The sequence below is a fragment of the Delftia sp. K82 genome, from assembly GCF_002193035.1.
Classification (GTDB): Bacteria; Pseudomonadota; Gammaproteobacteria; order Burkholderiales; family Burkholderiaceae_C; genus Comamonas; species Comamonas acidovorans.
The window spans coordinates 714,296-738,478 of sequence record NZ_MYFL01000004.1 but is presented as its reverse complement, the minus strand read 5'-3'; the positions used below and the strand labels follow the sequence as shown (position 1 = coordinate 738,478).

At 66.1% G+C, this 24,183-nt stretch carries 27 protein-coding genes; 4 read left to right on the top strand and 23 right to left on the bottom strand.

Features of this window, described 5'->3' with window-relative positions:
* On the bottom strand, nt 1-223 hold a 223-nt coding region (locus KDK82_RS33015; protein WP_218827097.1), incomplete at its 3' end, for a hypothetical protein.
* A 109-nt stretch (nt 224-332) separates the two neighbouring features.
* Here KDK82_RS33015 and KDK82_RS26790 point away from each other — a divergent pair.
* Nucleotides 333-2,210: an ATP-binding cassette domain-containing protein gene (locus KDK82_RS26790; RefSeq protein ID WP_088166679.1), complete on the top strand. Its 1,878-nt coding sequence runs from the start codon at nt 333-335 to the stop codon at nt 2,208-2,210.
* 78 nt (nt 2,211-2,288) lie between these two features.
* Here the strand turns inward: KDK82_RS26790 and KDK82_RS26785 are convergent, their stop codons facing one another.
* The 7 genes from KDK82_RS26785 to KDK82_RS26755 all read right to left on the bottom strand — a co-directional run bounded on the left by KDK82_RS26785 (nt 2,289) and on the right by KDK82_RS26755 (nt 8,829).
* Nucleotides 2,289-3,422, bottom strand: a complete 1,134-nt coding sequence (locus KDK82_RS26785; protein WP_013800377.1) for a chemotaxis response regulator protein-glutamate methylesterase — start codon at nt 3,420-3,422, stop codon at nt 2,289-2,291.
* A 15-nt stretch (nt 3,423-3,437) separates the two neighbouring features.
* Nucleotides 3,438-4,175 carry a chemoreceptor glutamine deamidase CheD gene (gene cheD, locus KDK82_RS26780; RefSeq protein WP_012202590.1) on the bottom strand — a complete coding sequence of 246 codons (738 nt, stop codon included), beginning with the start codon at nt 4,173-4,175 and terminating at the stop codon, nt 3,438-3,440.
* Nucleotides 4,176-4,208: 33 nt separating this feature from the next.
* Nucleotides 4,209-5,099 carry a CheR family methyltransferase gene (locus KDK82_RS26775; protein ID WP_088166678.1) on the bottom strand — a complete coding sequence of 297 codons (891 nt, stop codon included), beginning with the start codon at nt 5,097-5,099 and terminating at the stop codon, nt 4,209-4,211.
* 26 nt (nt 5,100-5,125) lie between these two features.
* Nucleotides 5,126-5,614: a chemotaxis protein CheW gene (locus KDK82_RS26770; RefSeq protein ID WP_012202588.1), complete on the bottom strand. Its 489-nt coding sequence runs from the start codon at nt 5,612-5,614 to the stop codon at nt 5,126-5,128.
* A 115-nt stretch (nt 5,615-5,729) separates the two neighbouring features.
* Entirely contained in the window at nt 5,730-7,928 is a 2,199-nt protein-coding gene (locus tag KDK82_RS26765) for a chemotaxis protein CheW (protein ID WP_088166677.1), read from the bottom strand.
* A 39-nt stretch (nt 7,929-7,967) separates the two neighbouring features.
* Nucleotides 7,968-8,330 (bottom strand): response regulator, encoded by a 363-nt coding sequence (locus KDK82_RS26760; RefSeq protein ID WP_012202586.1) that lies wholly within the window; start codon nt 8,328-8,330, stop codon nt 7,968-7,970.
* A gap of 52 nt (nt 8,331-8,382) precedes the next feature.
* Nucleotides 8,383-8,829, bottom strand: a complete 447-nt coding sequence (locus KDK82_RS26755; RefSeq protein WP_012202585.1) for a hypothetical protein — start codon at nt 8,827-8,829, stop codon at nt 8,383-8,385.
* Between the two features lie 119 nt (nt 8,830-8,948).
* Between KDK82_RS26755 and KDK82_RS26750 the strand changes: the two genes are divergently transcribed.
* Nucleotides 8,949-10,097, top strand: coding sequence for a histidine kinase (locus KDK82_RS26750; RefSeq protein WP_088166676.1), 1,149 nt, complete (start codon nt 8,949-8,951; stop codon nt 10,095-10,097).
* Nucleotides 10,098-10,136: 39 nt separating this feature from the next.
* Nucleotides 10,137-10,766 (top strand): response regulator transcription factor, encoded by a 630-nt coding sequence (locus KDK82_RS26745; protein WP_012202583.1) that lies wholly within the window; start codon nt 10,137-10,139, stop codon nt 10,764-10,766.
* A 48-nt stretch (nt 10,767-10,814) separates the two neighbouring features.
* Here the strand turns inward: KDK82_RS26745 and fliR are convergent, their stop codons facing one another.
* From fliR to fliF, 13 genes are all read right to left on the bottom strand, one after another.
* Nucleotides 10,815-11,585: a flagellar biosynthetic protein FliR gene (fliR, locus tag KDK82_RS26740; RefSeq protein ID WP_012202582.1), complete on the bottom strand. Its 771-nt coding sequence runs from the start codon at nt 11,583-11,585 to the stop codon at nt 10,815-10,817.
* A 29-nt stretch (nt 11,586-11,614) separates the two neighbouring features.
* Nucleotides 11,615-11,884 (bottom strand): flagellar biosynthesis protein FliQ, encoded by a 270-nt coding sequence (gene fliQ / locus KDK82_RS26735; RefSeq protein ID WP_012202581.1) that lies wholly within the window; start codon nt 11,882-11,884, stop codon nt 11,615-11,617.
* A gap of 27 nt (nt 11,885-11,911) precedes the next feature.
* Complete coding sequence (gene fliP, locus KDK82_RS26730; RefSeq protein WP_012202580.1) at nt 11,912-12,697, bottom strand: flagellar type III secretion system pore protein FliP; 786 nt, start codon at nt 12,695-12,697, stop codon at nt 11,912-11,914.
* Entirely contained in the window at nt 12,690-13,025 is a 336-nt protein-coding gene (locus tag KDK82_RS26725; RefSeq protein ID WP_012202579.1) for a flagellar biosynthetic protein FliO, read from the bottom strand. Before KDK82_RS26725 ends, fliP begins: the two co-directional genes overlap by 8 nt.
* Nucleotides 13,026-13,035: 10 nt before the next feature.
* Nucleotides 13,036-13,467, bottom strand: a complete 432-nt coding sequence (fliN, locus tag KDK82_RS26720) for a flagellar motor switch protein FliN (RefSeq protein ID WP_012202578.1) — start codon at nt 13,465-13,467, stop codon at nt 13,036-13,038.
* Nucleotides 13,457-14,461, bottom strand: a complete 1,005-nt coding sequence (fliM, locus tag KDK82_RS26715) for a flagellar motor switch protein FliM (protein ID WP_012202577.1) — start codon at nt 14,459-14,461, stop codon at nt 13,457-13,459. The genes fliN and fliM overlap by 11 nt, the downstream gene beginning before the upstream one ends.
* 18 nt (nt 14,462-14,479) lie before the next feature.
* Nucleotides 14,480-15,055, bottom strand: coding sequence for a flagellar basal body-associated protein FliL (gene fliL / locus KDK82_RS26710; protein ID WP_012202576.1), 576 nt, complete (start codon nt 15,053-15,055; stop codon nt 14,480-14,482).
* A 253-nt stretch (nt 15,056-15,308) separates the two neighbouring features.
* Nucleotides 15,309-16,820, bottom strand: a complete 1,512-nt coding sequence (locus tag KDK82_RS26705; protein ID WP_088166675.1) for a flagellar hook-length control protein FliK — start codon at nt 16,818-16,820, stop codon at nt 15,309-15,311.
* A gap of 3 nt (nt 16,821-16,823) precedes the next feature.
* Nucleotides 16,824-17,288 (bottom strand): flagellar export protein FliJ, encoded by a 465-nt coding sequence (gene fliJ, locus KDK82_RS26700; RefSeq protein WP_012202574.1) that lies wholly within the window; start codon nt 17,286-17,288, stop codon nt 16,824-16,826.
* 65 nt (nt 17,289-17,353) lie between these two features.
* Nucleotides 17,354-18,796, bottom strand: coding sequence for a flagellar protein export ATPase FliI (gene fliI, locus KDK82_RS26695; RefSeq protein WP_088166674.1), 1,443 nt, complete (start codon nt 18,794-18,796; stop codon nt 17,354-17,356).
* Nucleotides 18,786-19,697 carry a FliH/SctL family protein gene (locus KDK82_RS26690; protein WP_088166673.1) on the bottom strand — a complete coding sequence of 304 codons (912 nt, stop codon included), beginning with the start codon at nt 19,695-19,697 and terminating at the stop codon, nt 18,786-18,788. Before KDK82_RS26690 ends, fliI begins: the two co-directional genes overlap by 11 nt.
* Complete coding sequence (fliG, locus tag KDK82_RS26685; RefSeq protein ID WP_012202571.1) at nt 19,690-20,685, bottom strand: flagellar motor switch protein FliG; 996 nt, start codon at nt 20,683-20,685, stop codon at nt 19,690-19,692. The genes KDK82_RS26690 and fliG overlap by 8 nt, the downstream gene beginning before the upstream one ends.
* Before the next feature lie 27 nt (nt 20,686-20,712).
* The gene (gene fliF, locus KDK82_RS26680) at nt 20,713-22,413 is read right to left on the bottom strand and encodes a flagellar basal-body MS-ring/collar protein FliF (RefSeq protein ID WP_179217980.1); all 1,701 of its coding nucleotides are present in this window, start codon (nt 22,411-22,413) and stop codon (nt 20,713-20,715) included.
* A gap of 177 nt (nt 22,414-22,590) precedes the next feature.
* Between fliF and fliE the strand changes: the two genes are divergently transcribed.
* Nucleotides 22,591-22,908 (top strand): flagellar hook-basal body complex protein FliE, encoded by a 318-nt coding sequence (fliE, locus tag KDK82_RS26675; protein ID WP_013800367.1) that lies wholly within the window; start codon nt 22,591-22,593, stop codon nt 22,906-22,908.
* Nucleotides 22,909-23,347: 439 nt separating this feature from the next.
* On the opposite strand, the gene KDK82_RS26670 is transcribed toward fliE, so the two are convergent.
* Nucleotides 23,348-23,719 carry a hypothetical protein gene (locus KDK82_RS26670; protein ID WP_012202568.1) on the bottom strand — a complete coding sequence of 124 codons (372 nt, stop codon included), beginning with the start codon at nt 23,717-23,719 and terminating at the stop codon, nt 23,348-23,350.
* 76 nt (nt 23,720-23,795) lie between these two features.
* Nucleotides 23,796-24,116, bottom strand: a complete 321-nt coding sequence (flgM, locus tag KDK82_RS26665) for a flagellar biosynthesis anti-sigma factor FlgM (RefSeq protein WP_012202567.1) — start codon at nt 24,114-24,116, stop codon at nt 23,796-23,798.
* Nucleotides 24,117-24,183 lie beyond the last annotated feature (67 nt).

The following is a 24,183-nucleotide window of genomic DNA, read 5'->3' as shown; positions in this document are numbered from 1 at the left end:
GGTCATTATCAAATTTCTTCGATTTTCTCAACACCAGCGATCTGCATCGCTTCTCTTCAGCAGAGCCTTGCATTGTAGCACGTTTTTTCGTGCTGTCTACAAGACTTTTCTGACTCATCGCTGTCTGCAAGGCAGTGTGGCGACGAGGGATCGAACTATAGCATGGGTTTTTACCGATGGCGTGAAATTCGTGAACTTCCTTGCAGACCAGTGAAGAAGCCACCGCCCCGCCCTCTGAAACCCGCCCGGAGCCTGCCCTGCGGGCAGGCTCCGGGCGGGGAGGCCTTGCTGCCTGCACCAGGAATCGGGCCCGCATAGATAATGCGCGCACGATGGCATTGATTACTTTGATAGACGCCCAACTGGCGTTCGGGCATGTGGCGCTTCTCGACCACGCCCAGTTTTCCCTGGAGAGCGGCGAACGTGTGGGCCTGATCGGTCGAAACGGCGCAGGGAAGTCCTCTTTGTTGAAGATTCTTGGCGGACTGGCCAAGGCCGATGACGGCCAGGTCCAGACGCAGTCCGGTGTCCGCATTACTTATGTGGCGCAGGAGCCGGTGCTTGTGCCCGAGCAGACGATCTTCGAGTCGGCGTCCGCCGGCATTGCCGAAGTGATCGCCGTGCGCGAGCGCTATCTGGCGGGTGGCGAGGGCGAGGATCTCGATGCGCTGCAGTCCCAGATCGAGGCCTATGACGCCTGGAATTGGGAGCAGCGCGTGGAAGAGACGCTGCAGCGGCTGCACCTGGATCCCGACGCCCTGGTGGGCACGTTGTCCGGGGGGATGAAGAAGCGCGTTGCGCTTTCCCAGGCGCTGGTGGCCCGTCCTGACGTGCTGCTGCTGGACGAGCCGACCAACCACCTGGACCTGGATGCCATCGAGTGGCTGGAGGAGCTGCTGCTGAACTTCAAGGGCAGCGTGGTGACCATTACCCACGACCGCTCCTTCCTGGACCGCGTCTCCACGCGCATCGTGGAGCTGGATCGTGGAACGCTGCGCTCCTATCCCGGCAATTTCGTTCAATACCAGCAAACCAAGGAAGATCAGCTGGCCCAGGAGGCCGTGGTCAACGCCAAGGCCGACAAGCTGCTGGCCCAGGAGGAGGTGTGGATCCGCAAGGGCGTGGAGGCGCGCCGCACGCGCAGCCAGAGCCGCATCGGCCGATTGGAGCAGTTGCGGGCCAACCGCGCTGCCCGCCGTGATGTGCTGGGCGGGGTGAAGATGGACATTGCCTCGGGCCGGGGCGATGGCTACCAGGGCAAGATCGTGGCCGAGCTGACCGATGTGGCCAAGTCCTTTGGCGACAAGCAGATCGTCTCGCATTTCAGCGCCACCATTCTGCGCGGTGACAAGGTGGGACTGATCGGGCCCAACGGTGCCGGCAAGACGACGCTGCTCAAGATGATCCTGGGCGAACTGGCGCCTGACAGCGGCAACGTGCGGCTGGGTGCGAATCTGCAGGTGGCTTACTTCGACCAGATGCGGCACCAGATCAATATGGATGCCACGCTGGAGGATTTCATCAGCCCCGGCAGCGAGTGGATAGAGATCGGCAACCAGAAAAAGCACGTGAAGAGCTATCTGTCGGACTTCCTGTTCTCTCCGGCACGCGCTCACTCTCCTGTGCGTTCACTGTCCGGCGGCGAGCGCAACCGCCTGCTGCTGGCGCGCCTGTTTGCCCGCCCCGCGAATGTGCTGGTTCTGGACGAGCCGACCAACGACCTCGATATCGAGACGCTGGAGATGCTGGAAGACCTGCTGCAGAACTACGACGGCACGGTGTTCCTGGTCAGCCATGACCGCAGTTTCCTGGACAACGTGGTCACCAGCACCATTGCCTGGGAAGGGCCGGGCAAGTGGCGCGAATACGAAGGCGGCGTTCAGGACTGGCTGGACCAGTCGCGCCGCAGCCAGGATCTGGCCGAGGCTGCACAGCCCAAGCCTGCCAAGGAAGAGGCCAAGCCGACGGCGGTGCGCAGCGACAGCAAGCCCAAGCGCAAGCTCAGCTACAAGGAGCAGCGCGAGCTCGATCAGTTGCCCGAGACCATTGCATCGCTGGAGGCGGAGCAGAAATCCATTCGCGAGGCCCTCGCCGACGGCTCGCTGTATGCCAACGACAACTCCCGCGCCGTTCAGTTGCACCAGCGCGATGGCGAGATCGATGAGCAGCTGATGGAGGCACTGGAGCGCTGGAGCGCCTTGTCCGAGTAAGCACCGTTTCGAACTGACAAAAAAAAGAGCGCCATGCGCTCTTTTTTTCATGGAGGCTGCCAGAGCCGGCCGTTGCGCTCAGATGCGGTGGTGCACCTGGTCCGAACCTATGCGCAGTTTGCCCAGCAAGGCGGCGGCGATCTGGTTGAGGGGCAGCACTTCGTCGGCAGCGCCGTGGGCGATGGCCTCGCGCGGCATGCCGAAGACGATGCAGCTGGCCTCGTCCTGCACGAGGTTGTAGCTGCCTGCATCGCGCATTTCGCGCATGGCGACCGCACCATCGGCGCCCATGCCGGTGAGCATGATGCCGTAGGCGTTGCGGCCCGCGCAGGCGGCCACCGACTTGAACAGCACTTCGACCGAAGGCTTGTGGCGATTCACCGGCGGGCTGTCATCGACCACGGCGACATAGTTGGCGCCGCTGCGCTGCACGGAGAAATGCTTGCCACCCGGGGCGATATAGGCATGACCGGGCAGCAGGCGCTCGCCGTGCTGCGCTTCCTTCACAGTCATCTGGCACAGGCTGTTGAGCCGGGCCGCGAAGCTGGTGGTGAAGCCCGGCGGCATGTGCTGGGTGATGACGATGGCCGGGCAGTCGGCCGGAAGATGGGTGAGCACTTCGCGGATGGCCTCGGTGCCGCCCGTGGAGGCGCCGATGGCAACCAGCTTCTCCGTGGAAAGCCGCCCCAGCAGCGACGTCGGTGCAGCCTGGCGCGGCACGGCCGAACCTGCAGAGGAAGCGACCGGCGCTGCCGCGCTGCCTGCGGCAGAGGCTGCACTGCGAGGAGCGACCGGCAGACGCCGTACCTGGGCCACGGCAGCAACGCGGATCTTGTCCACGATCTGCGCGGCCAGTTCCTGCAGGCCGTTGGAGACACCCACGCGCGGCTTGGCCACGAAGTCGATGGCGCCCAGCTCCAGTGCGCGCATGGTGACCTCGGCGCCGCGTTCGGTCAGCGTGGAGATCATGACCACCGGCATGGGACGCAGGCGCATGAGCCGGCCCAGGAAGTCGATGCCATCCATGCGGGGCATTTCCACGTCGAGCGTGATCACGTCGGGATTCATCTCGCGAATCATTTCGCGTGCGATCAGCGGGTCATTGGCCGAGCCGATGCATTCCATGTCGTGCTGGCGATTGATGATCTCGGACAGCAGACTGCGCACCAGCGCAGAGTCGTCCACCACGATCACCCTGATTTTCCTGTCCATTCCTTTGAACCTTCCTCAAAACAGGTCGACCGAGCCGCCTGCCGTATTGCGTGCCACGACGGCTGCATTGCCGCGTGTGAATTCCTGCTGTACCAGCTCCTCCGGATGGGCATGTGCCAGGCGCTTGACCATGGCCTTGCCGCTGGCGGGGAAGAACACCACCTTGCGAGGGTAGATGTCCAGCACATCCTCCGAGACGATGGGGATGCGTTCGGTCTGCAGGTACTGCGTGACGAAGGCGGTATTGCGTTCGCCCACGTTCATGGTGGTGAAGTTGTGCATCACCTGCCCGCCGCCGAAGATCTTGGCCTGCAGCGACTCGCGCCGGGCACCGAGCTTGAGCATTTCGTTGATCAGCAACTCCATGGCGTACGAGCCGTAGCGGCCCGATGCATCGGCAGAGTCGCCGTCGGGCAGCATGAAATGGTTCATGCCGCCCACGCGCATGGTGCGGTCCCAGATGCAGGCCGAGATGCAAGAGCCCAGCACGGTGACCAGGATCACGTCCTCGTTGGAGACAAAGTATTCGCCGGGCAGGACCTTGACGGCGTTGTGCTGGAAATGCGGGTCGTAATAGAAGAACGAAGCCTCGCCAGGGTAGCGCTGCTGGCGCTTGAGCTGCTCCAGCGAGGAACGCGGCACCGGATCGCCCGGCGCCGGATAGTCTGCAGCGGTATAGCTGTTGATGCGCGGCATGCGGCGACGCTCCGAGGGCGCCGGTGGCGGTGCGAAGGCAGGGCGGTCTCCGATCATGGGAGCACCCCCTGGCGTGCGACAGGACCTGCGTCAGCGGCGCTCATAGACGGTCTTCCCCTTGAGCGTGAACAGATCGCGCGATTCACTGAAGTTCTCGGCATGCCCGACGAACAACAGGCCACCGGGCTTCATCACGCGGTGGATGCGCTCCAGCACGCGGCGCTGCGTGGCCGCGTCGAAGTAGATCATCACGTTGCGGCAGAAGACCACGTCGAAGGGGTCGCGGAACGGCCAGTCGTCACGGATCAGGTTGACGTTGAGAAACTCCACCAGACGGCGCAGTTCGGGCTTGACGCGCACCAGGCCCGCATTGCCGGCCTTGCCCCGCAGGAAAAAGCGGTGCAGGCGCTCGGCGCTCATGCCCTTGATGCTTTCGGCGCGGTAGACGCCGGCCGATGCCGTGTCCAGCACACGCGAGTCGATGTCGCTGGCCTGCAGCTGAAAGCTGGGCGTGGCACCCAGCGCTTCCAGCGCCGTCATGACGATGGAGTAAGGCTCTTCCCCGGTCGAGGCCGCATTGCACCAGACCTTCCAGGCCGTGCCGGCCGGCTTGCTGCGCAGATGCTGGGCAAAGATCTCGAAATGGTGCTGCTCGCGAAAGAATGCCGTGAGATTGGTGGTCAGCGCGTTCACGAACTCCTGCCACTCCACGCCGTCGGACTGCGACTCCAGCCAGTCCAGGTAGGTGGAGAAGCTGTCGTAGCCCGTCTCGCGCAGGCGCCGCGACAGGCGGCTGTAGACCATGGCGTGCTTGCCATCGTGCAGGCTGATGCCGGCCCGCTGGTAGATCAGCGCCTGTACGCGGGCAAAGTCCCGCGACGACCATTCGAATTCGCGCCCCTGGGCCAGGGGCCCGTTGGCTGCTCCGTCGTCGTCGGCGGAGCGCGCGGCCAGTGCCGCATTGGATGAGCCGGATCGCATGAGGGCGCTCAGTGCAAGAACGGGTCTCAGTCGACCGAGGCGACCAGGCCCATGTCCACGTTGTTCATGAGCTTTTCGATGTCCAGCAGGATGAGCATGCGCTCGCCCACGGAACCCAGGCCCAGAATGCAGCCGCTGTCGATGGCGCTTTCGATGTCCGGCGCGGGGCGCACGGCTTCGGGAGCCAGTTCCATCACGTCGCTGACCGAGTCCACCACGATGCCCACCACGCGGTTGCGCAGGTTCAGGATGATGACGACGGTGAAGCTGTTGTATTCCACCTGGGAGCAGTTGAACTTCAGCCGCATGTCCACGATGGGCACGATGGTGCCGCGCAGATTGACCACGCCCTTGATGAATTCCGGCGCATTGGCGATGCGGGTCGGCGGCTCGTAGCCGCGGATTTCCTGCACCTTCAGGATGTCGATGCCGTATTCCTCCTGGTCCAGGCGGAAGGTCAGGTACTCGCGCGCGCCGGTGGCGACGCCTTCTGCGGTCTTAGCGATCACGCTCATTGCTCAGCTCCTCAACTGTCGGGCCCGCGCCGTGGTGGCGAAGGCCATGGTTTCTTGGCGGCGCGCAGGCACTGCCTGCGGCGCCGTCGATTGTGGTCAGGTATCCCTGTCCCGTTCAGTGGCGTGCACGACGCACCAGCGCGCCGGTGTCCAGAATCAGCGCCACCGTGCCATCGCCCAGGATGGTGGCGCCCGAAACGTTGGGCACCTTGCGGTAGTTCGATTCAAGGTTCTTGACCACCACCTGGTGCTGGCCCAGCAGCTCGTCGACCAGCAAGGCCACGCGGCTGCCGTCGGACTCGACCACCACCATGATGTTGCTGGACTGGCTGGTGTCGCTGCGCGGCACGCGGAAGGTCTTTTCCAGCGCGAACACGGGCATGTACTCGTCGCGCACCTTGACCAGCTGCGTGCCGTTGGCCACGGTGTTCACGTCTTCGGCCTTGACCAGGAAGGACTCGACCACCGAGGACAGCGGCAGGATGTAGACCTCGTCGCTGACGCCGACCGACATGCCATCCATGATGGCCAGGGTCAGTGGCAGGCGAACGGCCACGCGCATGCCCTTGCCCTGGGTGGACTCGATCTCGACCGAGCCGCCCAACGCCGCGATATTGCGCTTGACCACGTCCATGCCCACGCCGCGCCCGGACACGTCGGTGACCACGTCGGCCGTGGAGAAGCCCGGCGCGAAGATCAGCTGCCAGACCTCCTGATCGGGCATGTTGTCCGAGACATCCATGCCGCGCTCGCGGGCCTTCTGGAGAATCCGCTCGCGGTTCATGCCGCGCCCATCGTCGCGCACCTCGATGACGATGGAGCCGCCCTGATGGGAGGCTGCCAGCGTCAGCGTGCCGTGCTCGGACTTGCCGGCCGCCAGGCGGTCCTCGGGCATTTCGATGCCGTGGTCCACGCTGTTGCGCACCAGATGGGTCAGCGGGTCGGTGATCTTTTCGACCAGTCCCTTGTCCAGCTCCGTGGCCTCGCCCAGCGTGATCAGGTCGATCTTCTTGCCCAGCTTGCCGGCCAGGTCGCGCAGCATGCGCGGGAAACGGCTGAACACGGTGGACATGGGAATCATGCGGATGGACATCACCGACTCCTGCAGATCGCGCGTATTGCGATCCAGGTCGGCCAGGCCTGCCAGCAGTTGCTGGTAGGCGGATGCGTCCAGTCCGTGGCTGTTTTGCGCCAGCATGGCCTGGGTGATGACCAGCTCGCCCACCAGGTTGATGAGCTGGTCGACCTTGGACACCGACACGCGGATGCTGGTGGACTCCATCTGCGCCTGCTGCGTCTGGGCCGCCGTCTTGGCAGCGGGCTTGGCCACGGCGCCGGCCGGCTGGATGGCCAGCGCGCCATCGGCATGGGGCATGCCGGGTGCACCGTTGAAGAAGCCATAGGCCTCATCGGCAGGCGGAATGGCGGCCGAGGCCAGGGCGGCGTCGGGGTCGTGCGCATGCTCTTCAGCGGCCGGGGCTTGCGCCGCCACCGCTGCGGGTGCTGCCTCGGCAGAGGCTCCGGCCGCCGTGATGCGGACCTGCTCCTTGGCCACGTGGAAGGCGAACAGATCGAGCAGGTCGTCGTCGGTGGACGAGGTCTGCACGTCAAAGAGGCGGCTTTGCGGCTGATCGCAGGCCAGGTCCTCGATGCGTCCCAGACCGGGAATGTCGCGGAACAGCTCCTTGATGGCCTCGGCCATCTCCAGGCGCTCCAGCGGACCGATCAGGATATGCAGCGAACGTCCGCCGCTGCTGGGTGCCGTGCCGACGGCGCCGCCTGAGACAGGTGCTGCAGCAACCGGGGCCGGAGCCTGCGCTGGCGCAGCCACAGGGGCTGGAGCTGGGGTCGGTGCGGGAGCCGGCGCTGCCGCTGCAGGTACGGCGCTGCGGCCTTCCGCCAGCGTCTCGATGCGTGCCACCAGATCCGTGGTGGACAGGGCCTCGCCCTCGTTGCCGGCCTGGTGGCGTGCCAGCAGGCTGCGGCTGGCATCAGCCGACTCCAGCAACACATCGACCATTTCCGGAATCGGTGTGATCTCGTGCCGGCGCAGCCGGTCGAGCAGCGACTCCATGCGGTGCGTCAGCTCGGTCACGTCGGCAAAGCCGAAGGTGGCTGCCCCGCCCTTGATCGAGTGCGCGCATCGGAAGATGCCGTTGAGTTCCTCGTCATTGGCCGCTGACAGATCCAGATTCAGCAGCATCTGCTCCATCTGGTCGAGGTTCTCGGCCGCTTCTTCGAAGAAGATTTGATAGAACTGGCTCAGGTCGAAGTCTGCGCCCGCTCCTGCCCCATCCTGGTGTAGATCCGCCATCTTTGGTCCTGCTGTTTCCTGTTGCCCGTACTTATCGGCTCAACGCATTACTTTCTGAATGACTTCGATCAAACGGTTTGGATCGAAGGGCTTGACCAGCCAGCCCGTGGCGCCCGCGGCGCGTCCGGCCTGCTTCATCTGATCGCTGGATTCGGTGGTGAGAATGAGAATCGGCGTGTTCTGGAACTTGGGGTCTTCGCGCAGCTTGCGGGTCAGGCCGATGCCATCCAGACGCGGCATGTTCTGGTCGGCCAGCACCAGGTCGACTTGTTCGAGCTGTGCCTTCTCGAGCGCATCCACGCCGTCAACCGCCTCCACAACGCGAAATCCCGCCCCTGCGAGGGTGAACGCCACCATCTTTCGCATCGAGGGGGAATCATCAACAGCCAGAATCGATCGCATGTATAGCTCCAACAGACGGGCAATAAAAGGTAGAAGAGTGCATGGTCAGCGGTCAGAACAGCTCGACCGAGCCAGCATCCATCTCGCTTTGCGTGACGGGATTGGGCCGGTCGGGTATCGCCGGCAGGCCCAGGGAATCGTCCTCCCCCTCGTCCACGCCCATGGTGGCTGCGGCCAACTGGAACGCGCAGCCTTGCAAAATCTTCGTAATATGGGCGATCAACTGGGAGGACATGTCGTGAAACTGCAACTCGGTCACCGCCAACCGAAGCGTGGACCGCGCGGCGTCCAGCTCGGGCAAGGCGCCTAGCGCCTCACCGGCCAGCTGGCCGTGGGTCTCGTCGAAACGGTCCAGCAGGTTCTGCGTTGCATGATTGAGAAGGCCTTCCAGGCGCTGCAGATCGCGCATCGCCACCAGCAAGGCATCCTGCAGGTCTGCGGCCACCATGACGGGCATGGGGACGGCAGGCTCGCCCGAAGGCTTGTGCATTGACTGCATTGTTACTCCACCACCAGCGTTTCAGCCCAATGTTCGCCACGCTCTGCAGCATGGCCAGCCCTTGTCAATCGTCCCCAGGAATGCAGCGCATCCCTTGATATACACGACCACTTGCATTTATGTTCCAAAATGTATCTCATGATAGCGCCCCCGGGGATGCCAGACCACCGCACAAGCCCTTGCGCATATTGCACATCGAGGATTCGGCGGCCGACCAGGCGCTGGCGCGGCTGAGCCTGCTGCGCGGCGGACTGGTCTGCGAGATTGTCGCGGTCGACCTGCTCGATGATGCCGCAGCCGCGCTGCAGAGCCAGGCATTCGACCTCATCCTGGCCGACTACCACCTGCCCGGCTTCACGGCGCTGGACGCCTGGGAGCTGGTGCGCAGCCAGCCCGGGCATCCGCCCTTTGTGCTGCTGTCCGGCGCCATCGGCGAGTCGGCCGCCGTGGACGTGATGCGCGAGGGCATCAGCGACTACCTGCTCAAGGACCACATCACGCGCCTGCCCCATGTGGTCTCGCATGCGCTGGAAGTGCACGAGGCCCGCCTGGCACGCCGCCGCGCGGCGGCCGAGCTGGCGGCGTCCGAGCGCCGCCTGGCCGATCTGACCGAGCATCTGCAGACCTCCACCGAACGTGAACGCGCCAGCATTGCCCGCGAGATCCACGATGACATCGGCGGCTCGCTGACCTCGGTGAAGTTCGATGTGGCCTGGATTGCGCGCAATGCGCCCGAGGGCGGACTGCGCGAGCATGCGCTGGCCGCGCTGGAAATGCTGGAGCATGCGCTGGGTGCAAGCCAGCGCATCATGATGAACCTGCGCCCGCCCGTGCTGGACCAGGGACTGGTGGCCGCCGTGCAGTGGCTGGCCGAGAATTTCGAGCGCCGCACGGGCGTGCCCACCCGGGTGCGCAGCAGCCGCGAGAGCATGGACATCGCGCCCGACATTCAGGTCGTGGCCTACCGCACGGCCCAGGAGGCGCTGACCAACGTCGGCAAATATGCCCAGGCGCGCCATGTGGACATCGATCTCTCGGACCGCGAAGGCTTTCTCACGCTGGAGGTGACGGACGACGGCGTGGGCCTGGCCGAAGGCGCGCGCGACAAGCCCGAATCCTTCGGTTTGCGCGGTCTGGGCGAGCGTGCGCGCACCGTTCAGGGCTGGCTGGATGTCAGCAGTCAAGCCGGGCGAGGAACCTCGGTCATCGTCTCCATTCCGCTGGACGATGGCGGCACTTGCCCTAATATCCCGGGCAATGAATGCTGAACGCCATGGCGGCGTGACCCTTTTTCCAGGAGGCCGACTTTGATCCACGTGGTGCTGTGCGACGACCATGCGGTGCTGCGCCGGGGCATCCGTGACACCCTGGCCGAGGCAGTGGACATCAGCGTCACCGCCGAAGCAGGCAGCTATGCCGAACTGCGCGAACAGCTGCGCACCGCCACCTGCGACGTGCTGCTGCTGGACATCAACATGCCCGGCCGCAGTGGCCTGGAAGCCCTGGCCAGCGTGCGCGAAACCCATCCGCTGATCAAGGTGCTCATGGTCTCCATGTACCCCGAGGATCAGTACGCGCTGCGCTGCCTGAAGGCGGGCGCGCAGGGCTACGCCAACAAGGCAGGCGACCCGGTGCTGCTGATCGAGGCGGTGCGTACCGTGGCCACGGGGCGCAAGTACCTGACGTCCGAAGTGGCCCAGATGCTGGCCGACAGCCTGGCCCAGCCCGCACCCCAGGTGCCGCATGAAAGCCTGTCCGAGCGCGAGCTGCAGACGCTGATCAAGATCGCGGCCGGGCAGCGGCTGACCGACATCGCCACCGAGCTGATGCTCAGCCCCAAGACCGTCAGCGTCTACCGGGCGCGCGTGCTGGAAAAACTGCAGATGAGCAGCAATGCCGAACTCACGGCCTACGCCATCCACAACCAGCTGATCTGAGGCTTTTGCGGCCGACAGGCCTGTAAATCTGTTGTTTTTCACAACTGCTTACATTGAAGTGCCAAATACCGCAATGCCGCGCTGCAGCAAGGCGACCAGGGGCTGCTCGAGCAGCGGCAGCGTGGCCATCAATCCCGTCAGGCCCACGGTGAGCGTGACCGGAAAACCCACGGCATAGATGTTCATCTGCGGTGCCACGCGCGAAATGATGCCCAGCACCAGGTTCACGAACAGCAGCATGGCGACCATGGGCAGGGCGATCCAGAAGGCACTGGCGAAGACCGCCGCCCCCATCTCGTGCAGCCGCATCTGGTTGATGGCCTGCAGGAAGCTGCCGTCCACAGGAAACGCCTCGTAACTCTTGAGCACGGCCATCAGCACCAGCAGGTGCCCGTTGATGACGATGAACAGCAGCGTGGAAATCTGGACCATGAAGCGCGCCACCGCGCTGAGTTGGGCATTCGTGGTCGGATCGAAGAAGCTGGCGAAGTTCAGGCCCATCTGCAGGCCGACCACCTCGCCCGCCACCTCCACGGCGGCAAACACCAGGCGCACCGCAAAGCCCACGGCCAGCCCCACGCCGACCTGCTGTATCAGCGTGCCCAGCGCCTGTGGCGAGTTGATGCCGATCACGGGCTGGTCGCCCAGCACGGGCTGCGCGCACACCGCGACCAGAAAGGCCAGGCCGATCTTCAGCCGCATGGGAATGACGCGCTGCGAGAACACGGGGGCCACGGAGAACATGGCCAGCACGCGCAGAAACGGCCAGAGAACGGGCGACAGCCACGCCACCAGTTGGGCTTCGCTGAAGGTGATCACAGTGGCGTTTCCAGTGCGCGGCGAAGGGCTCAGCCCACCGCCTGCGGAATGGTCTCGATGGTGCGGCGGATGAAGTCCACCAGCGTGCTCAGCATCCACGGGCCCGCAATGGCAAACACCAGCACGGCGGAGATGAGCTTGGGCACGAAGGCCAGCGTGGCCTCATGCACCTGGGTCACCGCCTGGAAGACGCTGACGGCCAGGCCCACGGCCAGCACCACGCCCAGCACGGGCATGGAGATCATGAGCAGCAAGGTCAGTGCCTCGCGGCCGAAGGTGAGCACGTATTGGGAGGTCATGGAAGGATTTCCAAAGAAAGAGCGGGGCTAGACGGCGAAGCTGGCGGCCAGCGAGCCTATGAGCAGGTTCCAGCCATCGGCCAGCACGAAGAGCATGAGCTTGAACGGCAGGGCCACCAGCACGGGCGACAGCATCATCATGCCCAGGGACATCAGGATCGAGGACACGACCATGTCGATGACCAGGAAGGGGATGAAGATCATGAAGCCGATCTGGAACGCGGTCTTCAGCTCGCTGGTCACGAAGGCGGGCACCAGCACGCGCAGCGGTGCGGTCTCGCTGGTGACGCCTGCATCGAGCTTGGCCAGCCGCGCGAACAGCGCAAAGTCCGACTGGCGCGTCTGCTTGAGCATGAAGTCGCGCATGGGCGCCTCGGCCTTCTCAATGGCCTGCTCGAAGGTCACGGCATTCGTGGTGTAGGGCACGTAGGCCTCCTGGTACACGCGGTCCAGGGTGGGGCCCATGACGAACAGCGTCAGGAACAGCGACAGGCCGATGATCACCTGGTTGGGCGGCGCCGACTGCGTGCCCAGCGCCTGGCGCATCAGCGACAGCACGATGACGATGCGGGTGAAGCCCGTCATCATCAGCAGGATGGCCGGCAGGAAGGACAGCGCCGTGAAGAACAGCAGGGTCTGGATGGGCACCGAAAAGCTGGTGCCACCGCTGCCCTGGCCGATGACCAGCGGAAGGCTGGCGGGCGCGCCCTGTGCCCAGGAGGCCAGGGGTGTGGCGCAGCACAGCGCCAGCGCTGCGGCGCCAGCGGCCTGGCTCAGCGTGCGCGCCGGGCGCTTGCAGGAATATTCAGACATTCGCACCGTCCGCAGGCAGGCTGCGCGCTTGCGCCATCGCAGCCGAAAAATCAGCAGGGGCCGGGGCCTGCAGCACATGCAGGCACTGGATGCTTTGCGCCGTGACGCCCAGCACCAGACGCACGGTCTGCGCGCCCTCGCCCACTTCCACCGTCACCACCCGCTGCTGCGGGCCCACGCCCACGGCGCCCAGCACCCGCGACTGCAGGCCGGCGGCACCGCGCAGCGCAGCCGTGCGCTGCTGGAAGCGGCGCAGCAGCCAGGGCAGAGCGGCCATGGCCGTGACCAGAGCCACCACCGTGAGCAGGGTCGGCCACAGCGGGCCCATGCCAGCGCTCTCAGCCACGGCTGACCCGGCGCAGGCGCTCGGACGGCGTGACCACGTCGGTCAGGCGGATACCGAACTTGTCGTTGACCACCACCACCTCGCCCTGGGCGATCAGGTAGCCGTTGACCAGCACGTCCATGGGCTCGCCGGCCAGTGCGTCGAGTTCGACCACCGAGCCCTGGGCCAGTTGCAGGATGTACTTGATCGGCACCTTGGTGCGGCCCAGCTCCACCGACAGCTGCACCGGGATGTCCAGCACCATGTTGATGTCGTTGACCGGCACATCGGCGCCACCGGCGTAGGGACGCACGGGCTCGCCCGTCAGCGGGCCGCCCTGCTCCTCTTCCAGCTTGGCGTCGCGCTCGCGCTGCTCGTCCAATGCCTCTGCCCAGCCCGAGAACGGATCATCGCCAGCGGGCTTTTGCGTATCTTCAGTTGCCATTGTTTTCTCCCATCCAGCCAGCGTCGGCGCCACGCAGGCAGTTCTCGACGCGGATTGCGTACTTGTCGTTGTGAGTGCCGTACTGGCACTCGAAAATCGGAACGCCGCCAATGGAGGCGCGGATCAGCGGCTCGCGGTCGAGTTCGATGAAATCGCCGGGGCGCATGGCCAGCAGCTGCTCCACCGTGGCGTCGGCACGTGCCAGTTCGGCCACCAGGGTCACCTCGGCGGCCTGGATCTCGCGCTTGAGCACCTTGACCCAGCGGCGGTCCACTTCGATGGAGTCGCCCTGTGTCGAGGAATACAGCACATCACGGATGGGCTCCAGCGTTGCATAGGGCATGCAGATGTGGATGGAGCCCGAGATGTCGCCGATCTCCAGCTGAAAGGCCGTGGACACGACGATTTCGCTGGGCGTGGCGATGTTGGCGAACTGCGGCTGCATCTCCGACCGCTGGTAGCCCAGCTCCAGCGGATAGATGCCGTGCCAGGCCTTCTTGTATTCCTCGCAGATCACGTTGACCAGGCGGTTGATCACGCGCTGCTCGGTGTGCGAGAAGTCACGGCCTTCGATACGCGTCTGCAGCCGGCCCGTGCCACCGTACAGCGTATCGATGACACCGAACACCAGCGAGGGGTCGCAGACCACCAGGCCGCTGCCGCGCAGCGGACGGATGGCGACGATGTTGAAGTTGGTGGGCACCACCAGCTCGCGCAGGAAGGCGCTGTAGCGCTGCACCGACACCGTGCCCACGGACACTTCGGGGCTGCGGCGGATGAAGTTGAACAGGCCGATGCGGAAGTTGCGGGCAAAGCGCTCGTTGACGATTTCCATCGTCGGCATGCGCCCGCGCACGATGCGCTCCTGGCTGGAGATGTCGTACTGGCGGATGATGCCCGCCTCGACCTCCTCGGTCGTGGATTTCTGGCTCTCGCCGGTCACGCCCTCCAAAAGGGCATCGACTTCTTCCTGGGAGAGAAACGAATCGCTCATGGCGCCTGGCCTCCCCGGTTACTGGATGATGAAGCTGGAGAAGAGCACGCGGCGCACCGGGTTCTTGCCAGCGGAGGAGCGGCGGCGCTCGCCGTCTTCGTCCTCGGCATCCTCGTCGCGGCTGCGCTTCTTGGCCTTGGCCTGGTTGCCGTAGCCCAGCGGGGCCGACACTTCGTTGAGCACGTCGGCGGCCAGGCGCTCCTTGCCTTCGCGCTCCAGCAGCTCCTCGGCCGTGCGCTGGGACACCAGCATCAGGATGCCGTTGCGGATGCTGGGCAGGTATTGCTTGACCGTGGTGGCCGTCTTCTCGTCGGCCAGCTCCAGCGTGATGCCGATCTGCACGAAGCGGTCGCCGCCCGTATCGGACAGATTGACCACCAGGTTGTCCAGCGGCAGGAAGGTGGGCACGGTAACGGCCGCCTTGCTGGCGCTGCCCTCTTCCTCATCGCCGCTGCTGTGGCGCTTGGACAGCAGGATGAAGGCAGCGGCCGCGCCTATGGCCAGGACGGCAATGATGACGATCAGCACGATCAGCTTCTTGCCCTTGGCCGGGGCGGGAGCTGCATTGTTGGCGGCATTGGGTGTGGCAGACACTGGAATTCCTCTGGGTGAGCGGGACCGCCACGCGCTCGCGCTTCATGCGCGGCGCCATGACGCAGCAGGCCCATGGCAGGAATTATTCGGCGATTGGACCCCGGACCATGGCCTGAATAAGCGCATGAAACCCCGGTTTCTCGCTGGCTTGATGGCCCTCAAACGCCACAGGCCGGGCAGCTTGTCGCCACCCGGCCTGTTGTGAAAACCCTGAAACGGCGCATGCGCCGCCCCGCAAGAAGCGCAGGAAGAATCAGACGAACAGATCCACCCCGCCCGCTGCCGCACGGCCACCGCCGGCCTGTGCGGCGCCATTGCCGCCCGTGACACCGGCGGCATCGACCATGGCGCTCACGCGGCCCTGGCGCGCCTGGGCGTCGGCCCCCTGTCTTGCCGAATCGCCGCTGCCGGACTGGCCGCCCGCATCCACGCTGACGCCGGCCAGTTGCAGGCCCTGGGCCTGCAGCAGCTCGCGCAGCTGGTCGGCACCATTGCCCAGCCAGTCACGCGCCTGGGCTTCGCTGGCGCCAAAGCGCACATGGGCCTCGTTGCCCTGCAGGCTGACCTGCACCTGGATGGCCCGGCCCTCATGCTCCACGGACAGCGAGGCGTTCTGGTTCTTGTTGTGGACCCAGAAGGCCACCTGCTCGGACACCTGCTGCTCGCGCTCGGTGGAATTGCCCGGCTGGGCCTGGGCGTCGGGCTGGGCAAAGGCCGCGCCATTTTGGCCGGCCGCCTGCTGGCCCAGGGATTGGCCGGCATGGGCCGCGCCCACGGCAGCCGCAACGCCGTGCAGTCCGTTCGCCGCCGACTCCGTGGAGGCGGTGCCGCCCTCCCGGGCTCGCTCGAACAGGCCGCGCCATTCTTCGGGCCGCACTGCGGCCATGCCGTTGAGCGCAATGCCCGACGCCAGGGCCGCGTCCTGCCGCACACCGCCCGCCAGGGCCTGGGGCGTGTGTTCATGCGTGGCCTGGGCGGTGGTTGCCGTGCGTGCGGCGGCGGCCGTCAGTGCCGCATCGGACTGCACGGCGGCCAGCACATCGGCGGCCTGGGCCTGTGCCTGGATGCTGCGCGCAGCGCCATCGGTCAGGGCTCCGGCTGCATTCGGGTCCGCAGCGGCAGCCAGGGCCGCAGCGTTGGCGCTGGCCGTGGCCAGCGCCGTGCCTGCGGCATCACCAGCTGCGGACTGCGGTGCCAGGAAGGCCGCGTGCGCCACGGCGCCCTGCTCCTGGCGCAGGGCCATCATGGCGGCGCTGCCCCGGCCGGACAGCCAGTCGCCCGCCACGCCTTGCAGCATGTCACGGTCGCCCTTGCCATCCAGATGGGCGGTCTGCCCGACCAGGCTGAGCCAGGGCGCCTGGCCGTTGGCAGCCAGCGCCATGGCATCGGCCTGCGCCGAGGTGGTCATATCGGTCGGCTCCGCCTGCGGTTGCAGCGGCAGTTGCGGCTGCTGCAGCAGGCCCTGCGCCAGGCCGGGATCGGCCAGCAGGTCTGCGGCATCCTTCAGGCCGTCCTTGGCTGCGCCCTTGAGGCTGGACAGCGCGGAAAGAGCGGCACTGCCGTCCTCGCCCAAGGCCTGGCCCAGGGCGCCCGAGGCCAGCGCCGGCAATCCGCCAATGCCGTCCATCGCCGCCAGCAACGAAGAAAAGCCTGCGGCCTGGTCGTTGGAGGGCGGCTGCGTGCCGCGCGCTGAGCGAACGCCTTCCATGGCGCGCTGCATGGCGCTGCGCGCATCGGCGCGCTGTTCGATCTGGTTGGTGGACATGCGTCAAGCCTCCTGGAATGTCAGCCCGAAGCTGCGACGGAAAAACTGGATGGCCGCACGTTCGTCGGTCTCCTTTTGCTCGCGGCGCATCTGGCTCAGCGCCAGATCGCGGCGGCGCACCTCGACGACCTTGCGCAGGCTGCTGACCCGCAGCTCGCAGGCCATCAAGGCCTTTTGCGCGGCCTCCAGGCGGATCGCCAGGTCGGCCAGCACCCGCGTCTGCAGGCCGATGGCGTGCTGCAGGCGGTCCATGAACTGGTACTGGTGGAACATGACCTCGGGCTGCACGGACTGGTTTTCCTGCGCGCCCCAGCGCGTCTGCATTTCCTGCACATAGTGCTGCAGCTGCTCCATTTGCGTCTGCGCGGCCTGCTGCGAGCGCAGGCGCTCCTGCACCGCCTGGCGCGCCTCGTCACGCTTGCGCGACGCGGCATCGATGGCCACCATCAAGGCATTCAAGGACGACATACCGGGGTTTCCTCCCTGTGTTCGTTATCGCGTTGGTCGCGTTTTGGCAGTTCCGCGTCGCCGCGTCACTGCCCACCGAGTGCGGCAGCCATGCCCGAGATGCTCTCGTCCATGGAAGCCGACTCGAACATGCTTTGCTGCAGAAAGGCCGCCATGGCCGGCTGCAGGCGTATCGCCTCATCCATCTGCGGGTCCGAGCCCGACATGTAGGCGCCGACCTGGACCAGGTCCCGCCCCTTCTGGTAGCGCGAATAGACAGCGCGAAAGCGCCGTGCCAGCTCGAAGTGCTCGCGCGAGACCACGTTGTGCATCACGCGCGAGGCCGATTGCTCGATATCGATGGCCGGGTAGTGGCCCGACTCGGCCAGCGCCCGCGACAGCACGACGTGGCCGTCCAGAATGGCGCGCGCCGCGTCGGCAATAGGGTCCTGCTGGTCATCGCCTTCGGACAGCACGGTGTAGAAGGCGGTGATCGAGCCCACGCCGTTGAGGCCGTTGCCGCTGCGCTCGACCAGGGCCGGCAGCTTGGCAAAGCACGACGGCGGATAGCCCTTGGTGGCCGGCGGCTCGCCAATGGCCAGGGCGATCTCGCGCTGGGCCATGGCATAGCGGGTGAGCGAGTCCATGAGCAGCAGCACATGCTGGCCCTTGTCGCGGAAATGTTCGGCAATGGCCGTGGCATAGGCGGCGCCCTGCATGCGCAGCAGCGGCGGCGCATCGGCTGGCGCGGCCACGACCACGGCGCGGCTGCGGTCCTGGGCGCCGAGGATGTCCTCGACGAATTCCTTGACCTCGCGGCCGCGTTCGCCGATCAGGCCGACCACGATCACGTCCGCCTGGGTGTAGCGCGCCATCATGCCCAGCAGCACGGACTTGCCCACGCCCGAGCCCGCGAACAGGCCCAGCCGCTGGCCCCGGCCCACGGTGAGCAGGGCGTTGAGCGAGCGCACGCCGGTGTCCAGCGTCTCGCGCACCGGGTCGCGGTCCATGGCGTTGATGGGGTTGCGGTCCAGCAGATCGGCGCTCACGTCGGCCAGCGGGCCGCCATGGTCCAGGGGCTGGCCCTGCGAATCCACGACACGGCCCAGCAGGCCGCTGCCAATGGGCAGGCGCAGCACGCCGGCCGCCAGGGACACGGGCGGCTCGACACCGTCGCCAAAGCGCAGCGGTGCGACAAAGGGTTCGGCCGGCGTCACGATGGCGCCGCTGGACAGGCCCTGGATGTCGCCCGCAGGCATGAGAAACGCACGCTCGCCGGCAAAGCCGACAACCTCGGCCAGCACCGGGTCCTGGCCCTGCTGGCGTATCCAGCACTGCGAGCCCACGGGCACCTGCAGGCCCGTGGCCTCCAGCACCAGGCCGGTCAGGCGCGTGAGCGTGCCGTGGGTTTCAAGGGGAATGTCGCCCTGCAGGCGGGCGCGGGCATTGGACAGCAGTTGCTGCCAGGGCTTGGCGGCAGGCTCGGGGGTCAGTTTGGCGGCGTCGGCCAGCGGGGCGTCAACCGGCATCGCGTTCTCCGTCATACCAGGTGGAGACCAGGCCCAGCGCGGCCACGGCGCGGCGCCAGCGCTTGTCCATGCCGGCATCGACCTGGGCGCCGCCCGATTCCACGCGCACATCGCCCTGGGCGACGGAGGCGTCACTGATCCACTGCACCTTGGACTGGGCGCCATGCTCGGCGCGCAGCGCCTCGTCCAGCACGGCGAAGTCGACGGGGTTCAGGCGCACGGTGGCGGCGCGGCCGTCGGCGGCCAGCATGTCCAGCGCCTCGCGCACCACGGGCAACAGGGCCTGGGGCTGGCTGCGCAGCTCCTGGCGGACCACCTGGCGCGCAATGTCGCAGGCCAGGTTGAGCAGTTCCTGCGCTGCATCCGTCTGCAGCTGCTTGAAGCCGGCATCCAGGCCGGACAGCAGCGCGTCCACGCGCTGCGCCGTCTCGCGGCCCGTGCCGGAGACGTAGTCATCCATGTGTTGCTGCCACTGCTGCCGGGCTTCCTGGCGGCCCTGCTCCAGGCCCTCGGCATGGCCTTCGGCGCGTGCCTGCTCCAGCAGGGCATGCAGTTGTTCCTCATCCACTGCGGGGGCGGTGGAGGCCGGGGCGCCCGGCGTGTCGGCTTCGACATCCAGCACCATGGAGTCGGCCTCCAGCCGGGGCGCATCGGAGCGGCCGGGCAGCGACAGGCTGTGAAAGCCCGACGCGGAGGCAGGCGCGCGCGCCATGCCCGCGCCGCCATGCGCAGCCTGGGCACCGGATGCGGCGGGCGCACCCTGGATGTCCGGCAGGCCCGCGAGGCTGGGCAGGCTTTTCAGGCCGCCCATGTGGTCCACGGCGCCGAAGCGCCACTGCACCACCTGGCGCTCGTCGATCTCCTCGGAAGGGATGAAGCGCGAGTTCATGCCGTTAGACATAGCTGTCTTCCGCACCGCTGCCGATGGTGATCTGGCCTTCTTCGGCCAGGCGACGCACCACCTTCAGGATTTCCTTTTGCTGCGCTTCCACTTCGGACAGGCGCATCGGGCCGCGGCCTTCCAGGTCCTCGCGCAGCGACTCGGCGGCACGCATGGACATGTTGGCCAGGATCTTGTCGCGCACTTCCATCGAACCGCCCTTGAGCGCGATGATCAGCGTCTCGGACACCACCTCGCGCAGCACCAGCTGCACCGAGCGGTCGTCCAGCTTGACCAGGTCGTCGAACACGAACATCTTGTCCATGATCTTCTGGGCCAGGTCCGGGTCGTAGTTGCGGATGGTGTCCAGCACGGCCACGTCGGCATTGCCGCCGAGGTTGTTGATCATCTCGGCCGCCGTCTTGACGCCGCCCAGCGAGGTCTTGCGGATCTTGTCGCCGCCGGCCAGCACCTGGAACAGCACCTCGTTGAGGTCCTTGAGCGCGGTCGGCTGAATGCCTTCCAGCGTGGCCACGCGCAGCATGACTTCGCTGCGGAAACGCTCGGGCAGCTGCATCAGGACGGCAGCGGCCTGCTCGTGCTCCAGGTGCACGAGGATGGCGGCCACGATCTGCGGATGCTCGCCGCGCAGCAGTTCGGCCACGGACAGCGGGTCCATCCACTTGAGGCTTTCGATGCCGGAGACATCGCCGCCCTGCAGGATGCGGTCGATCAGCAGCGCCGCCTTGTCGTCGCCCAGGGCGCGCTTGAGCACCGAGCGCACATAGCCGCTGGCGTCGTCCACCAGCAGGCTTTGCGCGGCCGCGTCATCGGCAAAGCGGTTGATGACGAAGTCCACCTTCTCGCGCGAGACACCGCGCATGTGCGCAATGGTCTCGCCGAGCTTTTGCACTTCCTTCGGGGTGAGGTGCTTGAACACCTCGGCCGCTTCCTCCTCGCCCAGGGAGACCAGCAAGATGGCGGCGTCGTTCAGGCCTCGTTCGTCCATATCTCAGCAATCCGTGTTTTGAGAGGCTCAGGTGGCCTCGCCGTTGATCCAGGTCTTGACGATGTTGGCCACCGCGATCGGGTTCTGCTTGGCCAGTTGGCGCGCCTGCTCCAGGCGCACTTGCTCCTGCGTGGGCGAAAGATCGACAGCGGGTGCAGCCAGCGCCGGACGGTCCAGCTGCTCGCCCTCGATGGCATTGAGCTGTCCGCCCACGGCCACCGTCTTGCGGCCCTTGAGCATGGGTCGCACCAGGCCCAGCAGCAAGATGGCGCCGAACAGGGCCAGGCCGATGGGCACGCCCAGGCTGCGGGCCATGGCCAGCACTTCGGGCTGGCGCCACAGCGGCACATCGGCGGGCACTTCGTCCTGCACAAAGGGCGTGCTGACCAGGTTGACCGAGTCGCCGCGCTCGGCGCTGTAGCCCACGGTCTCGCGCACCAGGGTCAGCAGTTGCGCCTGCTGCGCTGCCGTCAGGCCGCGTGCGGCGGCAGCGACGGTGGCTGCATCGGTTGCCGCACCGGCAGCGGCCGGCGCAGGGGCAGCCACCAGGGGCGCATTGATGACCACGGCGGCCGTCAGGCGCTTGATGCTGCCCGTGCTGCCGCGTGTGTGGCGCACGGTCTTGTCCACTTCGTAATTGGTGATGGACTCGCGCTTGCTGGCAGCGCGGGCGGCGTTCTGGCCGTCGGCCGCCTGGGGCGCGGGATTGGCGCCGTTGACGGGCGCGGAAGCGTTCTGGGGCGGCTGGTTGCTGGTGGCGCCGGGAATGCCCGTGGGCTGGGGCGGCTTTTGCTCGCCCGTGCTCTCCACCACCTGCTGGCTGCGCACCACGCCCGCGTCGGAGGACTGGTTGGGGCGGTGCTGCTCCGAAGTCGATTCGGTCTGGCTGAAATCCATCTCGGCCGAGACCTGCGCCTTCACATTGTTCTTGCCGACCACGGGCTCCAGGATCTCCAGGATGCGGCGCACGTACTGCTGCTCGATCTGCTGGGTGTAGTTCAGCTGCTGCATGTCCACGGCGTTGGCGTTGCCGTCGGGCGACTGCGACAGCAGCTTGCCCGAGTCGTCCAGGATGCTCACGGCCGTGGGCGCCATCTCGGGCACGCTGGAGGCCACCAGGTGCACGATGCCCGCGATCTGCGTGCGGTCTAGCACGCGGCCCGGGTACAGGCTCAGCAGCACCGAGGCCGAGGGCTTTTGCTGCTCGCGGAAAAAGCCGTTCTGATTGGGCAGGGCCAGGTGCACGCGTGCGCTTTGCACGGCGGCCAGGGCCTGGATGGAGCGTGTCAGCTCGCCTTCAAGGCCGCGCTGGAAATTGAGGCGTTCCTGGAACTGGGTGATGCCGAACTTGCTGTTCTCCATCAGCTCGAAACCCGTCACCGAACCCTTGGGCAGGCCCTGGGTGGCCAGCTTCAGGCGTACATCGTGCACACGGTCGGACGGGATGAGGATGGCACCGCCGCCTTCCGTGTAGCGGTAAGGCACGTTCATCTGCGACAGCTGGGCGACGATGGCGCCGCCATCCTTGTCGCTCAGGTTGGAGAACAGCACCTTGTAGTCCGGCTGACGGTAGAACATGGCCGCCGCACCCAGGGCGACGACCAGCAGCACGGCGATCGCGCCCCAACGCAGGCGCGCGCCACGGTCCATGGCCGTCCAGCGCTGCTGCAAGGCAGGCTGGGGCACGGGAGTGGCTTGAGGGACAGGGATTTCAGCGACAGCAGACATCTTGGTTCCAGGTGTTCGAGCCCTGCACACACAGGACCCTAGCGTGCTGTCGATTATTCGAAGTCCGCCGCTTCACATTCGCCCGATAAGCGCGCCGTTTGGCCGTCTATTTGCCGCGATGCGAAAACCCTGCCGCCCTACGATCTCGTCATCTTGCTAACTCCGATGGAATGTGTCATGGACCTTCGCATCCCCAGTACCACCTCTCCCCTGTACGGCACCCAGCTCCCCAAAGGCGTGGGCGCAGGCGACGCATCGACCAAAGTGGCGGCTGGCGGCTTCAGCCAGGCCCTTCAAGGCGCGCTGCAGTCCGTCAGTTCAGCCCAGAACAACTCCAGCCAGCTGCAGCGTGAGGTGCAGTTGGAGAACCCGGCCGTCAGCCTCGAAGAAACCATGATCGCCATGCAAAAGGCGCAGATCGGCTTCCAGGCCACGATGCAGGTGCGCAACCGGCTCGTGCAGGCCTATACCGACGTGATGAACATGCAGGTGTGAGGACGTCCGGCCCCGGCCGGACCCTCTTTGCCTCTCAGATCGCAGACCGCAAACCGCAGACCGAACGGGATTTGCGCGCGCCATTGCGCTTGCATTGCCATTGCATGGCAGCGTCATTTCCGCGCATTTCGGATCTTGCCGTCTTCAGGGTCCTTGCTTCGTTTTCCCCGGATCTGGCCTCTGGCCGTCCCTCATTCCTGGCCGCCCTTCCTGCGCACGGCCATCCAGCATCCCCCCGCCTCCTCCTCTTTGACCAAGCGCAGCCTCATCCCGCGCATGGATGGGCACGCCCGAGCTCCAGCCATGCCTGCGCCCGCTGCGCAGATTCATTCAGCCGAATCCCAGCCCGGAAAAGACAAAACCCTCGGGCACGGATGCCGGAGGGTTGAGCAGCGGGAAGAAAGAGGAGAGAGAAGAGAGAGAAAAAAGGGACGCGGCTTCAGCTGGCCGAGTGGTAGATGCGCGCCTTGCCCGGTCCGGCATGGGGATGTCCATACAGGTCGCGTCCATACGTGGCCTGGTCCGAAGTCTGGGGAATCAGCGCCGCCGCCTGGCTCTGGGCCACCACGGCCATGCGTGCCAGCTGGTCGCGCTGCATGGCCATCTGCTCGCCCAGCGCCTGGGCGCGTTCGCGCAGCTCCTGCGTCCAGTCGGCCGCGCTGAAGCGCCGGGCCAGTTCGGAGAACGCCGCCATGGCATCGCGCAGCCGGGTGCTGGACTGCTCCAGCGCGACCGCATCCTTCGATTGCAGCGAGGCGGACACCATCCGGACCACCGCGTCCAGGGAATCGAGCATCTCGCTGAGAGTCATGGGACAGGCCTTGCTGAAAAAAGAAAGCGCGTGCTCGCGCCGGAAGGAAAAAACCGAGAAAGAACCGAACCCGCGCTCAGACGCGCGAGTGCGAGAGGAATTCTTCGGAGTTGGCCAACAGCTTGTCGGCCACGGCGTCGGCGTTCACGCGGAAGGTGCCGTTGGCAATGGCTTCGCGGATTTCCTTGACGCGGTTGGCATCGAAATCGGCCGTGGCGCGACCAGATTGGTCCAGTGCGCGGGCCGAGGTCGAGAACGACACGGGAACACCGGCCGCCTTGGCAGGCTGGGCCTGGGCGGAGGATTCCTCGGTGGCAATGGTGCTGGCTGTCTTGGGCTGCTTGGCGGCAGCCTGGGAGGCAGCGGCGGGCAGTTCCGGTTTTTGACCTATCTTCATCTTGATTCTCCAATCGCCCTGGCGGCGTGAGGCGCTGTGCCTAGCTTTCGACTGCCTGGAACAAAAC